The sequence below is a fragment of the Pseudoflavonifractor sp. genome (assembly GCF_050943825.1).
Taxonomy (GTDB): Bacteria; Bacillota; Clostridia; order Oscillospirales; family Oscillospiraceae; genus Pseudoflavonifractor.
The window spans coordinates 149,801-164,336 of sequence record NZ_JBMNPX010000002.1 but is presented as its reverse complement, the minus strand read 5'-3'; the positions used below and the strand labels follow the sequence as shown (position 1 = coordinate 164,336).

General features: G+C 62.7%; 9 protein-coding genes and 1 tRNA gene. 3 read left to right on the top strand and 7 right to left on the bottom strand.

From position 1 onward, the window contains the following. Window positions 1-36 precede the first annotated feature (36 nt). Both rpmI and rplT read left to right on the top strand, forming a co-directional pair. Window positions 37-240 (top strand): 50S ribosomal protein L35, encoded by a 204-nt coding sequence (gene rpmI / locus ACOX7T_RS03205; protein ID WP_006574162.1) that lies wholly within the window; start codon window positions 37-39, stop codon window positions 238-240. Between the two features lie 41 nt (window positions 241-281). Further along, on the top strand, window positions 282-638 hold the full coding sequence (gene rplT, locus ACOX7T_RS03200; RefSeq protein ID WP_006574163.1) for a 50S ribosomal protein L20: 357 nt from the start codon (window positions 282-284) through the stop codon (window positions 636-638). Between the two features lie 84 nt (window positions 639-722). Here rplT and ACOX7T_RS03195 read toward each other — a convergent pair whose 3' ends face one another. From ACOX7T_RS03195 to ACOX7T_RS03175, 5 genes are all read right to left on the bottom strand, one after another. Then, entirely contained in the window at window positions 723-1,883 is a 1,161-nt protein-coding gene (locus ACOX7T_RS03195; protein WP_433439836.1) for a DUF2812 domain-containing protein, read from the bottom strand. Then, window positions 1,880-2,191 (bottom strand): PadR family transcriptional regulator, encoded by a 312-nt coding sequence (locus ACOX7T_RS03190; RefSeq protein WP_433439834.1) that lies wholly within the window; start codon window positions 2,189-2,191, stop codon window positions 1,880-1,882. Before ACOX7T_RS03190 ends, ACOX7T_RS03195 begins: the two co-directional genes overlap by 4 nt. Before the next feature lie 160 nt (window positions 2,192-2,351). Then, entirely contained in the window at window positions 2,352-4,625 is a 2,274-nt protein-coding gene (locus tag ACOX7T_RS03185; RefSeq protein WP_433439832.1) for an ATP-binding protein, read from the bottom strand. 61 nt (window positions 4,626-4,686) lie between these two features. Further along, the gene (cls, locus tag ACOX7T_RS03180; RefSeq protein WP_433439830.1) at window positions 4,687-6,231 is read right to left on the bottom strand and encodes a cardiolipin synthase; all 1,545 of its coding nucleotides are present in this window, start codon (window positions 6,229-6,231) and stop codon (window positions 4,687-4,689) included. A 175-nt stretch (window positions 6,232-6,406) separates the two neighbouring features. Next, window positions 6,407-7,729 (bottom strand): putative ABC transporter permease, encoded by a 1,323-nt coding sequence (locus tag ACOX7T_RS03175; protein WP_433439828.1) that lies wholly within the window; start codon window positions 7,727-7,729, stop codon window positions 6,407-6,409. Between the two features lie 195 nt (window positions 7,730-7,924). Here ACOX7T_RS03175 and ACOX7T_RS03170 point away from each other — a divergent pair. Further along, a tRNA-Leu gene (locus ACOX7T_RS03170) sits at window positions 7,925-8,011 on the top strand. A gap of 268 nt (window positions 8,012-8,279) precedes the next feature. Here ACOX7T_RS03170 and ACOX7T_RS03165 read toward each other — a convergent pair. Further along, the gene (locus ACOX7T_RS03165; protein ID WP_433439826.1) at window positions 8,280-9,734 is read right to left on the bottom strand and encodes a glutamate synthase subunit beta; all 1,455 of its coding nucleotides are present in this window, start codon (window positions 9,732-9,734) and stop codon (window positions 8,280-8,282) included. Window positions 9,735-9,737: 3 nt separating this feature from the next. Further along, entirely contained in the window at window positions 9,738-14,279 is a 4,542-nt protein-coding gene (gene gltB / locus ACOX7T_RS03160) for a glutamate synthase large subunit (protein ID WP_433439824.1), read from the bottom strand. Window positions 14,280-14,536: the final 257 nt, after the last annotated feature.

Below are 14,536 nucleotides of genomic sequence, written 5' to 3'. Positions count from 1 at the left end.
TGTCCCAGGTATTTAACAGTAAAGGAGATCACGAAAATGCCTAAGCTTAAAACCCACAGCGGCGCCAAGAAGCGCTTCAACCTCACCAAGAGCGGCAAGGTCAAGCGCGCCCACGCCTTCAAGTCCCACCTGCTCAACGGCCACGGCAAGGACACCAAGCGCAAGAGAGGCCTCCGCGCCGGCGCTTACGCGGACAAGACCAACGAGTCCGCCATCAAGCGCATGATTCCCTACAAATAAGAACACTACCTTTTACTCATAACATAGGAGGCTTTTAACAAATGGCTAGAGTTAAAGGCGCGATGATGACGCGCAAGAGAAGAAATAAGGTCCTCAAGCTGGCCAAGGGCTACTGGGGCGCCAAGAGCAAGCACTTCAAGATGGCCAAAGAGCAGGTCATGAAGTCCCTGAAGTACGCTTACACCGGCCGCCGGCTGAAGAAGCGCGACTTCCGTCAGCTCTGGATCACCCGCATCAGCGCCGCCTGCAAGATGAACGGCATGAACTACTCCACCTTCATGAACGGCCTGAAGAAGGCCGGCGTGGAGATCAACCGCAAGATGCTGGCTGAGCTGGCCGTCAACGACAAGGCCGCCTTCACCGCCCTCACCGAGATGGCGAAGGCTCAGCTGGGCTAAGTCCTGAAATCCAGCCTGATACAAGCGGGGCATGGCAGACGCCATGCCCCGCTTTTTTGTCTTCCACCGCATAAATTTGTGCTTTCACGCAGACAGGGCCTCGGCCATCAGCTCGAGGATGTCTGCAGCGGCGGTGCCGCCGCCGATGTACTCCACCGTCAGAATCCTGTTCCCGCTGACGGCGCACAGCTCGACAGTCTGCTCCATCTCCGCGTTCACCAGAGCGAAGTCCACACCCTCGGGGAGCTCGTTTTCTTCGATAGGAACCGCGTCATACAGAAAGATTCTCTTCGCCATCGCCTGCGCGGCTGCTTTCGTACCGACGGGAACGCGGACCTCGACGTAGTGCTGAAACAGCGCCGGGAAGCCGCCGTCCGGGCCGTTCAGCTGCGTACAGTCCAGCTGGAAGGATGCCAGCGGCGACGCGCAGAAGTCCACTGCGCCACTCTCGACGCCGCCCATGCCAGTTCCGGAAAACAGCTCGTTGCCGGGCTCAATCTGCTCAAGGCGGAGCAGATGCCCGTCGCCCGGGGCGCTTCCCAGCGGTGCGGAACGCGGCAGAAGCGACAGGAATGAAACAATCAGCGTGGCGGTCAGCAGCGCCGTCGCCGCGGTCTCCGCTCGCCGCAGCAGAATGCCCCGGCGCAGCCTCTCCCCTTCCGGTCTTTTCCCAGCGCGCAGGCAGCGCACATACTGCGAAAAGTGTACGAACGCCGCGGCCACGGAGGCGACCAGCGCCAGGACGAACAGCAGCAGTATGGGCAGAATCCAGCCCAGCTGCACGAATGCGATGCAAACCGTGTCGCCGAGCGTCATACCGCGGCTGAACATCAGCCTGTTCGCAAACAGCAGCGCCACCCAGAACACAGCGTAGACCGCCTTCGCGATCACATCGTTGCGCAGGCTGCGGCGCACGGGCGCGAGCGTCTCGCTCTGCCACTCCGGGTCGGTGTGCAGCTCCGTCGTACCGGGTGCGGCAGCGTACAGATTGAACCAGTCACTCTTGCACACAAACTCCCATCCGCTGTCTTCATACAGGCGGCGCTGCTCGTCCGGCGGCTCTGCGCCGCGCCTGAGCGCGGCGTCAAGGCGGTATAGCCGCCTGGCCGGCTCACCGCGCTCAAAGCGCGTCAGAACTGCCCCGCAGCGGCGGACAAACAGCCCGCGCGCGGCCATCCGCGCGTAATACTCCTCCCGCTCCGCGACAGCCCACACGGGCAGAGAAATTCTGTAAACCCGTTTCACAGCCGGTCCACCTCCATCTTTTCGCCGTCGGACACCAGCGCCCTCAGCCTCTGGTATTCCGCGCGCAATGCCTCGCGTCCGGTGTCAGTCAGGGCATATGTCTTGCGGCGTTCGTCCTGCTTTTCCAATGCAATCAGGCCCTCTTTTTCCATCTTGGAGAGAAGGCCGTACATCGTCCCCGCGCCCATCGCAATGCGGCCCCCGCTCGCCTCCGACACCTGCTGCATCAACCGGTAGCCGTGCGCGGGGCGCAGAAGTGCCAGAAGCAAATAATACATCGCTTCGGTCATTGGTGTGTTCTGCGCCATGTGTCCTCCCCTCTATCGTATCGTGATATATCGTATCGCGATATATTTTCTCTTTTAGCGTAGCACACGGGAAAAGTATCGTCAAGGCAGAAAAGAGCCCCGCGGAAAATTTTCCGCGGGGCTCTTTGTCTTATTCGTGTTTGATGCACTTCTCCAGCGCCTAGTAGAGCAGCGCCACGTCAATGGGCTTGGAAATATGTCCGTTCATCCCCGCCTTGGTGGTCTTGTCAATGTCCTCGGCAAAGGCATTGGCGGTCACGGCGATGATGGGCACTGTGGCCGCATCCGGCTTGTCTAGGGCCCGGATTGCCCTGGCCGCCTCGCAGCCGTCCATCTCCGGCATCTGCATATCCATCAGAATGGCGTCAATGGAATAAGGGGCCGCCCTCTGGAAGATACGCACCGCCTCCGCGCCGTTGACAGCCTGGAGCACCTCCACGCCGTTCATGCTGAGAATCTCGGTGGCAATTTCCATGTTCAGCTCATTGTCCTCGGCCAGAAGGATTTTCCGACCCGCCAGCTGGAAGGGAGCCTCCTGCTCCTCCTTTCTTTTCTCCTGGGCGTCCTCCTCCACAGCCACCGCCTCCAGCGGCAGGGTGACGGTGAACCGGCTCCCCTTCCCCAGGGTGCTCTCCACGGAAATCTCGCCGCTCATCTGCTGCACCAGGCTCTTGACAATGGGCATGCCCAGGCCGGTACCCACGGTGGCCGCGCTGCTGAAGCAGGTCTCGCGGGAATACGGGTCAAAGAGGTGCTCCAGGAAGTGCTCGGACATGCCGATTCCCGTGTCCTCCACCACAATCTGATACTTGCTGTGCCGCTGGAAGTCAAACTGCCGGATTTCCAGCCGGATTTCCGCGCCGGGATTGCTGTACTTCAGGGAGTTGGAGAGGAGATTGTTGAGAATCTGTCCGATTTTGAACTCATCACCCACCACAATCTCGTTGCGGATGTCCAGCTCGGCGGAGAAGTGCTTTCCCTGGTGCTCCGCCTGCTCACGGAAGATGTCCGCCGCCTCCTCCACATACTTTTTCAGGTCGAAGCGTTTGTTGTTGAGGGCGTTCTTCCCCGCCTCCAGTGCCTCCTGAAGGATGATAGTGTGCTGGAGCTGCTGCCGCTTTTCAATATCCACGTCCCGGAAGCAGAGAATTACCTCGTCAGGCGCCAGCTTCTCATCGTAAAGCGTGCGGATATTCACCCACTTGTAGATCTCGCCAAAACGGCGCCGGTAGTCGCCGCCGTAGTCGGCGATGTGCTCGCTCACCCGCTGGCGGATGCTTTCCAGCGAAAAGCTCAGCTCAAATTCCTGGTAGGTCCCCGACTCCACCACCTGCTTTACCGTGGCCAGCAGAAAGTCGTATCCTCCCGTCCGGGGCATCTGGGGCTCCAGATCCCTGGACATCTTGATGGCCTCATAGGTCCCTTCGCGGAAGTTCACCCGGTAGACGGCGTAAAAGGAGTCGCTGAGAATCCGAATGGTGTTGCCCGCCTTTTTGATCCGCTTGTTCTGCTGCAAATCCCGGATCACCATGGCGGTCAGGACCACAAAGAGCAGCACACCCACACCGGCCAGCACGTTTGCCGCCGCGTTGCGGTCCCCCAGAAGGATGTCCCGGATGGGAATGGTCATAATCACAGTCCAGCCGTTGCTCATGACCGAGTAGTAGGCTCCACGCTCCACCCCCTCCATGTCTTCAAAGGAGGCGTCGTAAGCGGAGAGGGAGCCGTCCTGAATTCCCGCCAGCAGGTAGTCGACATAGGTCTGAAGGGTCTCCTCGTCCGCATCCCACTGAGTCACGGAGTAGAGCATGGTGCCGGCGGCGTCGCACAGGTAGTAGGAGCTGTCTTCCGGCAGGGCCTGGGCCGTATTGTGGAGCCCCTGGTTGCGGATATAGACGTCCATGGCCAGCACATCTCCACCGCGCTCCAGAGCCTTGGAGATGGTGAACACAGGGGCGCCGGTGATGGCGTCGGTGTACACGTCGCTGAACACCACCTCGCCGTCAGCCTCCAGCGCGTTGCGGTACCAGTCGGTGGTCTGATAGTCGTAATCGGCATCTCCGTCCCAGGGATTGGCTGCCACAATCTCCCCGTCAATCACCGCATAGGGGTCCACCATACTCTTTCCCTGCAGCGCCGTCAGCTTGGCAAAATACTCGCTGAGCCAGTGCTGGATTTCATCGCTGTTTCCGGCCTCACTGTCAATCTCGTTTACATACTCGGCGGCCAGGTTGATGGTCCGCCGGAAATTGTCCAGGTGCATCTCCTCCTCCACGGCGTAGCTCTGGGCCAGGGCCATGCCCAGGTCCTGGGTGTTCTCCAGCAGCTTGGTCCGCACAAGGAAGATGCTGAACGTCAGCAGCACAGCCACCAGAACCAGCATGAGAATGCTCAGCGCCGTGTTGGATGAGATGAAATTCTTTTTGCTTTTCAATGGAAGTCCTCCTTTATATCCCGCAGGCCGCTCTGCGGGATACAGCTCGGCATTGCGCCGGTTACAGCAGGGGTGCAAACAGCCGCAGCAGGCACTGTCCGCCCCGCAGCACGGCGGAGCGCGGGGCGCTGTACTGCTCCGTCACCTCCCGGCACTGGGGGAAGGTGTCCAGAAAATCCTGCTCCACCTGCCCCACCGCGGTGCAGCCGTGGAAGAGCACCGCGTTTTCAAAGTGGAGATACAGGCTGCGGTAGTCCATGTTGATGGTACCCACCACGGCGGTCTTTCCGTCGGCCACGCACTGCTTGGCGTGGATAAAACCGGGCGTGTACTCGTAAATCCGCACGCCGCTGCGGACCAGACCGGCATAGTAGGACCGGGTGACGCTGTACACCAGCTTTTTGTCTGGGATGCCGGGGGTGATGATGCGGACATCCACACCCCGCCGGGCCGCCAGGCCCAGCACACGGTTCATCTCATCGCTGATGATGAGATAGGGCGTGGTGAACCACACCCGCTCCTGTGCCCCCTCCGCCATACTCAGATACACGTTTTCCCCCATAAACTCCTGGTCCAGGGGGCTGTCTGCGTAGGGCTGGACAAAAGCGTCCTCCCTGCTCCGGCAGGGAGTCCTGGTCAGGTAGGCGCCCATGTCGCTGTCGGTGGGCCGGACGGCGTTCCACATCTCCAGGAACTGCTCCGTCAGGCTGACCACCGCCTCCCCCTCCAGGCGGATGCCGGTGTCCTTCCAGCGGCCGAAGGGGTGGGTCAGATTGAAGTATTCATCGGCCAGATTGTACCCGCCGGTAAAGCCCACCGCGCCGTCGATGACGGTGATTTTCCGGTGGTCCCGGTTGTTCATGAACACGTTGAGCACAGGGATGACAGGGTTGAACACCCGGCACTGTATCCCCGCCTGCTCCATGCGGCGGATGAAGTCCCGGTCGATAAAGCCGATGCTGCCGATATCATCGTAGAGGAAACGGACCTCCACTCCCTGGGCAGCCTTCCGGGAGAGCACATCCTTCAGCCGCCCAAAGGCCGCGCCCTCCTGTACGGCGTGGTATTCCATAAAGATGAACCGCTCCGCCTGCTCCAAATCCCGCAGCTGAGCCTCCAGCCCGTCGGCGGCGTCGCTGTAAAACGCCACGTCCGTGTTCCGGAAGAGGGGATAGCCTGCAAAGCGCTGGAGATAGCCCGCCAAATTGCCCGCCACGGCATCCCGGGCCTTCAGCTCCTCCACCGTGCCCTCCGGCCCGGCGGGCATAGCCTGCTCCAGCGCCCGATCCACCGCTTCAAACCGCCGGGCCATCCGTCTGGTGGTTCCCTGACGGCCCATCAGCAGATAAAGGCACACACCCAGCACCGGAAACGCCAGCAGGAGCAGCATCCACGGCATTTTAAAGGCCGCGTTGATATGCTTTCCGTACAGCCGCAGCACAATCGCCAGCGCCGCCAGGCGGGTAAACACGCTCAGAATGGCGGAATACTCGTTGAGCCTGATGCACAGCAGGACGATCCACAGCACCTCCAGCAAAATACACAGGCCCACAAATACCAGGCGGCCTATGCTGTTCTGCACGCTGGTTTTCTGCTCGGCTGTCATACGACCCCTTCTCTCTTCTCTCCGGCGGGCTGCCCGGCCCGCCGCGGGTATTTCGGCATGATTATACCAAATTTTCCGGCCGATGTTAAGAGCAGGTGCAGCACAACCCGCTCCGGCCCGCAAAAAACGGCCTCCGGTGCCCGATTTACGGGCTGCCGAAGGCCGTTTTCTCCGCCTACTCCTCCACCAGAATGGCGTTGGGATAGACGTGTTCAATCCGCTCGTCGGAATAGTGGCGGTCCAGGAAGTCGGAGAGGACCGTGGTGGGTGCGTCGGGCACGGTCTGCCGCTGGGTGTACCGGGCCAGGGCCAGGGCGGAGATCGCCGCGTTGCACACCATGAACACCACCAGCACCCAGGTACCGATGCGGCCGATTTTGGGCGGAATCCGCTCAATCAGGCCGGAGAGTTTGGGGTAGATGCCCTTGAGCCACACCACCGCCGCGATGCCCCAGAAGAAACAGTAGAGCAGGTTGATGCGCCCCCCCAGATTGAAGGGGATGTGGCTGTAATCCCAGAACACGGTGCCGAACACCAGCTCGGTGAACACGCTGCACGCATACTCATAGGCGCCGCCCAGAATGGTGCCGGCCAGGAAGATATACCGGTCGCTGCGGTCCTTGTATTTGTACAGCACGGCGGTGAACATCACCGCGCCCAGGCCCCAAACCACGCTGAATGCACCGTAAATCAGGCTGCTCCGGCTCATCCACACCCCCGCCGTCACCCGGCAGAACAATGTCTCGATGATGTCGCCCAGGAAGGCGGCGATGACAAAGAGCCACACCAGCTTGTGGAAGCAGCAGCCCTCGGCAAAGACGCCGCTCTTCTCCGGCGCCTCACTCTGGGCCTCCAGCAGCTTTTCCGCCTCCAGGTTGTGGGCCCGGAGAACACGGCGCTGCACCCTGCGGGTGATGGCGTTGCCGAACAAATTGGACAGATCCCGGAAATCCTCCGACATGCGGGCCAGCCGCTTGAGCCGGAAGCGGAGCTGGAGCACGGACACCAGGGAGACCACAAAGTCGGCCGCCACAAGTCCCCAGCACACCAGCAGGACAATCAGGCCCACAAGGCCGGGAAGGCGGTCAATCAGCCCGGCCAGCAGCGGGTCCAGGAACCAGATGGACACCAGGGCCAGCAGGCCCCAGATCAGCAGCAGCGGGAAGGATATGTACCCTTCGAACTGGAAGCGCCGTCTGGTGTAGTCCCACCAGCGGCGGTGGAAGATGCGCTCCAGCAGGAAGCCGGAGAGGAAGGTGACTACCGCGGCGATGATGGCGCCGCCCACCACCAGGAAAAAGGGGCGCTCGGCCAGCTCGGGCAGGAACACGGCGAAGAGCACCGCGCCGAAGCCGTAGGACGGATTGAGCGGCAGGTTGAGCAGGCCGCTGTTGACAAAGGTATGGCGCCGCACCGCAGCGGCCGCCACGCTGATGCACCATCCGGCCAGGGAGTAAATCAGAAAGAACCAGGCCAGCTGATAGAGGCTGTAATACATAATTTCTCTCCTTCCGGGGCACGGACCCCTCCGTACCCTCACGGAAGCTATTCTGCCATACTTTCCTGCCCATTGCAACCCGTCCTTTTCCGCCCCCTCCCCTTCTGTCAAACTTCTCCTTGAAATGCCGCCGGATTTCCTGTATAATACGGAGTAACGCAGTTGGAGGCGGGTGTCCGTTTCCTGCTCTCATACGCCGGTGTGATGAAATTGGTAGACGTAGCGGACTCAAAATCCGCCGCTGGCGACAGCGTACCGGTTCGAGTCCGGTCACCGGCACCACGTCGCCGCGGACGACATATCGTTCGCGGCGACTTTTTTCAAAAGTCACCTCTCACTCATTTTGTCGCGGCTCCTCTCCAAATCGAACCCGCTGCGCTGGGCTTCGATTTGGTTTTGGGTGCAAATCCGGATGCTGGCGGTATCCATACGGTTGCGGCCAGCTTTTTTATTTTTCTGCAAAGCTCATTCATATATATTAAAAGGAGGACACCCTCAGGGGTGTCCTCCTCTTTTTACAAGCGCTTTTCCGCCGAGCGTCTGTGAAACCTCAACCGGTATATCCCATCAGGAACGTGTCAACCTCGCTGGCGGCGGAGCGTCCCTCCTGGATGGCCCACACCACCAGGGACTGGCCCCGGTGCATGTCCCCGGCGGTAAAGACGCCGGGCACGTTGGTGGCGTACCCTCCCGCTTCCGTTTTCACACAGGAGCGGGGCGTGAGCTCCAGCCCAAAGGCCTCCGGCACATAGCTCTGGGGTCCCAGGAAGCCGGCGGCAATGAGCAGCAGTTCGCAGTCCATCACCTGCTCCGTGCCCTCCACAGGCTTGAGCTTCCCATCCAGCTTGACGGTCCTGATGGCCTTCAGGCTGCCGTCCTCGCCCGGGATGAGCTCGGTCACCGTGGTCTGATAGATGCGGGGGTCATGCCCGAACACCGCGATGCACTCCTCCTGGCCGTAGTCCGTCTTGCACACCCTGGGCCACTCGGGCCAGGGATTGTTCTCCGTCCGGACGTCAGGTGCCTTGGGCATCATCTCCAGCTGGACCACGCTGGCGCAGCCGTGGCGGATGCAGGTGCCCACACAGTCGTTGCCCGTGTCGCCGCCGCCTACAATGACCACATGCTTGCCCCTGGCGCTGGGATAGGCCCCGTCGGTCAGGTTGGAGTTGAGCAGGCTGCGGGTGGTCTCCTTGAGGAAATCCACCGCGAACATGACCCCGCCGGCCTCCCGGCCGGGAACGGCCAGGTCCCTGGGGTTGGCGGCGCCGCAGCAGAGCACCACGGCGTCATACTGCTCCCGCAGCTCCTGGGCGGTCACCGTCCTGCCCACATCCACGCCCGTGCGGAACTCCACGCCCTCGGCGGCCATCTTGTCCAGCCGCCGCTGGACGATGGATTTCTCCAGCTTCATGTTGGGGATGCCGTACATCAGCAGGCCGCCGGGCCGGTCCTCCCGCTCGAACACGGTGACCGAGTGGCCCCGGTGGTTGAGCTGGTCGGCGCAGGCCAGCCCGGAGGGGCCGGAGCCCACCACAGCCACCCGTTTCCCGGTGCGGCTTTTGGGCGGGCGGGGCTGGAGCAACCCTCGCTCCCAGCCGTCCTCAATGATGCCCAGCTCGTTCTCCTTGACGGTCACCGGGTCGCCGTGGAGGCCGCAGGTGCAGGCCGCCTCGCACAGGGCGGGGCACACCCGGCCGGTGAACTCCGGGAAGTTGTTGGTCTTGAGCAGCCGTTCCAGGGCGTGGCCGAAGTTTCCGGTGTAGACCAGGTCGTTCCACTCAGGGACCAGGTTGTGCAGCGGACAGCCGGATACCATGCCGCTCAGCACCGCGCCTGACTGGCAGAAGGGCACGCCGCACTCCATGCACCGGGCGCCCTGCCGTCTCCGGTCCTCCCGGCCCAGCCGGGGATGAAACTCGTTATAATGCCTGATGCGCTCCAGCGGGGACTGTGTGGGATTCCCCTGGCGCTGATATTCCATAAATCCAGTCGGCTTTCCCATACATTACTCCCCCGTTTTTCTGGTATTGACGTAGAAGGCCTCGACCTCGGCCTGCTCTCTGTTCATGCCTTTTTCCTCATACTGGGCAATGGTGCGCAGCATCCTGTCGTAGTCGTAGGGCAGGAGCTTCTTGAAGTGGGGCAGATAGTCCTCAAAATAGTCCAGAATCTCCCTAGCCTTGGCCGATCCGGTGGCGTCGGCATGGGCCTGGATCAGGGACTTCAGCTCGGCGATGTCATGGCGTTCGGTGACCTGGTCCATGGACACCAGCTCCTTGTTGACCCGCAGGTACAGGTCCTGGTGTTCGTCCAGCACAAAGGCCACGCCGCCGCTCATGCCTGCGGCAAAGTTCTTGCCCGTGGGGCCCAGGACCACTACCCGGCCGCCGGTCATATACTCGCAGCCGTGGTCGCCCACGCCCTCCACCACCGCGGTGGCGCCCGAGTTGCGGACGCAGAAGCGCTCACCTGCCACGCCGCTGAGGAAGGCCTTGCCGCCGGTGGCGCCGTACAGGGCCACGTTGCCCACCAGAATGTTCTCCGCCGGGTCAAAGGCGCTGTCTCTGGGCGGATACACCACGATGGTGCCGCCGGACAGGCCCTTGCCCAGGTAGTCGTTGGCGTCGCCCTCCAGCTCCAGCTTCAGGCCCTTGGGCAGGAACGCGCCGAAGGACTGGCCGCCGCCGCCGGTGCACTTGATGGTAAAGGTGCCCTCGGGCAGGCTGCTGCCGTGGAGCCGGGTGATATCGGAGCCCAGGATGGTGCCCACCGCCCGGTCCGTGCTGGAGACGGACAGCTCCAGCTTTCTGGGCTCACCCTTCTGGAGGGCCCTGCCCAGCTTCTTCTCCAGGACCTTCAGGTCCACGGTGTCCTCCAGGCGGAAATCGTACACATCCGCGGGGTCAAAGTGGGTCTTGACGCCGGTGCCCACGTAGGGATTGTCCAGCAGGGCGGACAGGTCCACCGTGGCGGCCCGGGCATTGACGGCGGGCTTGCGCATCTGAAGCAGGTCGGTCCGGCCCACCAGCTCCTCCACGGTGCGCACGCCCAGGCGGGCCATGTGCTCCCGCAGCTCCTGGGCGATGAAGCGCATGAAGTTGGCCACATACTCCGGCTTGCCCTTGAAGCGCTTGCGCAGCTCCGGGTTCTGGGTGGCCACGCCCACGGGGCAGGTGTCCAGGTTGCACACACGCATCATGACGCAGCCCATGGTCACCAGGGGCGCGGTGGCAAAGCCGAACTCCTCGGCGCCCAGCATGCAGGCGATGGCCACGTCCCGGCCGCTCATCAGCTTGCCGTCGGTCTCCACCACCACACGGGAGCGCAGGCCGTTCTGAATGAGGGTCTGGTGGGTCTCGGCCAGGCCCAGCTCCCAGGGCAGGCCCGCGTTGTGGATGGAGGTGCGGGGGGCGGCGCCGGTGCCGCCGTCAAAGCCGGAGATGAGCACCACCTGGGCGCCCGCCTTGGCTACGCCGGCGGCGATGGTGCCCACGCCCGCCTCGCTGACCAGCTTCACGCTGATGCGGGCCTGACGGTTGGCGTTCTTCAGGTCGTAGATCAGCTGGGCCAGGTCCTCAATGGAGTAGATGTCGTGGTGGGGCGGGGGCGAGATGAGGGTGACGCCGGGGGTGGAGTAGCGGCACTTGGCCACCCAGGGGTACACCTTTCCGGCGGGCAGATGGCCGCCCTCGCCGGGCTTGGCGCCCTGGGCCATTTTGATCTGGATCTCCCTGGCGCTGACCAGATACTCGCTGGTGACGCCGAAGCGGCCCGAGGCCACCTGCTTGATAGCCGAATTGCGCTCCGGATCGCCCAGCCGGTCGGGCTCCTCGCCGCCCTCGCCGGAGTTGGACTTGCCGCCCAGCATGTTCATGGCCTGGGCCATGCACTCGTGGGCCTCGCGGGAGATGGAGCCGTAGCTCATGGCGCCGGTCTTGAAGCGCTTGACGATGGAGTCCACGCTCTCCACCTCGTCCAGGGGGATGGGCTCATCGCTGTATTTAAGATCCAGCAGGCCCCGGAGGGTGTGGGGTCTGGTCTCGTCGTCCACCAGGGCGGTGTACTGCTTGAACAGGTCGTAGTCTCCCCGGCGGGTGGACTGCTGGAGGAGGTGGATGGTCTGGGGATTGTAGAGGTGGTCCTCCCCGCCCGCGCGGGCCTTGTGGGCGCCCAGGCTGTCCAGCTCCAGGTTCACGTCCAGGCCCAGGGGGTCAAAGGCCTTGGAGTGGTTCCGGTCCACCATGTCCGCAATCTCCTTCAGGCCGATGCCGCCCACACGGGAGATGGTGTTGGTGAAGTAGCGGTCCACCACCTCCTTGCTGATGCCCACCGCCTCGAAAATCTGGGCGGACTGGTAGGACTGGAGGGTGGAGATGCCCATCTTGGAGGCAATCTTTACGATGCCGTGGAGGATGGCGGCGTTGTAGTCGGCCACCGCGGTGTGGAAGTCCTTGTCCAGCAGGCCCTCCTCAATGAGCTCCACAATGGTCTCCTCCGCCAGATAGGGGTTGATGGCCCGGGCGCCGTAGCCCAGCAGGGCGGCAAAGTGGTGCACATCCCGGGGCTCGGCGGACTCCAGCAGGATGGAGACGGCGGTGCGCTTCCTGGTGCGCACCAGATGCTGCTCAATGGCGGACACCGCCAGCAGCGAGGGGATGGCCACATGGTTCTCGTCCACGCCCCGGTCGGAGAGGACGATGATGTTGGCGCCCTCGCGGTAGGCCCGGTCCACCGCCACGGCCAGCTGCTCCAGCGCCCGCTCCAGCGGCGTGTTCTTATAGTAGAGGATGGAGACGGTCTCCACATGGAAGCCGGGCTGCTTCATGGCCTTGACCTTCATCATGTCGGTGGAGGTGAGGATGGGGTTGTGGATCTGGAGAACACGGCAGTTCTCCGCCTTCTCCTCCAGCAGGTTGCCGTCATCGCCCACATAGACGGTGGTGTCCGTGACCACTTCCTCCCGGATGGCGTCAATGGGCGGGTTGGTCACCTGGGCGAAGAGCTGCTTGAAGTAGTTGAACAGGGGCTGATCCTTGTTGTCCAGCACAGCCAGGGGAATGTCGATGCCCATGGCGGCGATGGGCTCGCTGCCGGTGCGGGCCATGGGCAGGATGGTGTTGCGCACATCCTCGTAGGTGTAGCCGAAGGCCTTGCGGAGCTGCTGGCGGCGGGTCTTGCCGTAGTGCTCCACCCGCCGGTTGGGGATGGGCAGGTCCGCCAAGTGGAGCAGGTTCCGGTCCAGCCACTCGCCGTAGGGGTGGCGGGCAGCGTAGGACTCCTTCAGCTCGCCGTCCTCAATGATGCGGCCCTGCCGGGTGTCCACCAGCAGCATGCGGCCGGGCTGGAGACGTGACTTCTCCACAATCTGTTCCGTCGGGATGTCCAGCACGCCCACCTCGGAGGACAGGATGAGCCTGCCGTCGGCGGTGACATAGTACCGGGAGGGCCGCAGGCCGTTCCGGTCCAGCACCGCGCCCACCACGTCGCCGTCGGAGAAGAGAATGGAGGCCGGGCCGTCCCAGGGCTCCATCAGGGTGGCGTAATACTGATACAGGTCCCGCTTGGTCCTGGTGATGGTCTTGTCGCCCATCCAGGGCTCTGGGATGCAGGTCATAACGGCCAGCGGCAGGTCCATGCCCGCCATCATCAGGAACTCCAGGGTGTTGTCCAGCATGGCGGAGTCGGAGCCCTCCACGTTGACCACCGGGAACACCTTGTCCAGGTCCGCGCCCAGCAGCGGGGTGTGCATGGTCTCCTCACGGGCCAGCATCCGGTCCACATTGCCCCGGATGGTGTTGATCTCGCCGTTGTGGGCGATGAGGCGGTTGGGGTGGGCCCGCTCCCAGGAGGGGTTGGTGTTGGTGGAGAAGCGGGAGTGGACCAGGGCCACAGCGGACTCGTAGTCCGGGCTGCGCAGGTCGGCGTAGAAGGCGCGGAGCTGGTTGACCAGGAACATGCCCTTGTACACCACGGTACGGCTGGAGCAGGACACCACATAGGTGTTGTCGTTGGACTGCTCAAACACCCGGCGGGCCACATAGAGCTTCCGGTCGAAGTCAAGGCCGGGCTCCGTCCCCTCCGGCCGCCGGACAAAGCCCTGCTCAATATAGGGCATCTTGGCCCGGGCCTTGTGTCCCAGGATGTCCGGGCACACCGGCACGGTGCGCCAGCCCAGGAACTCCATCCCCTCCTTGGCGGTGATGACCTCAAACATCTTTTTGGCCTGGCTGCGCTTGAGTACATCCTGAGGGAAGAAGAACATGACCACGCCGTAATCCCTGGGGCCGGGCAGGGCGATGCCCGCCTCTCCGGCCGCCTTGGCGAAGAACTGGTGGGAGATCTGGACCAGAATACCCACGCCGTCGCCGGTCTCACCGGCGGCGTCCTTACCGGCCCGGTGCTCCAGCTTCTCCACGATTTTCAGCGCGTCATCCACCGTCCTGTGGCTGGGGCGGCCCTGGATATCCACCACGGCGCCGATGCCGCAGGCGTCGTGCTCAAAGGAGGGATGGTACAGTCCGCGCTGTCGATAACCTTCTGCATACATGTGCGTTTCCCCTTTCCGGGCAGTTTTGTGTAAAAAAGCGGCAGCCGCGCTCCCGGACTGCCGCCTCGAGACCGCCTTGCCCCATCATTATTTGAATTCTGCACCGTTCCATACCCGCAGTCCCGGACCGGTCCGCTGCTCTGCCCCGACCTGTTCAAGGCGGGAGTGGCACACGCCGCAGCACGGCGTTTTGCAGGCTATCAAGCGCATTCTTTCAAATAAAAAAGGGCAAAGACGTTCCTCTCACATAGGAAGGA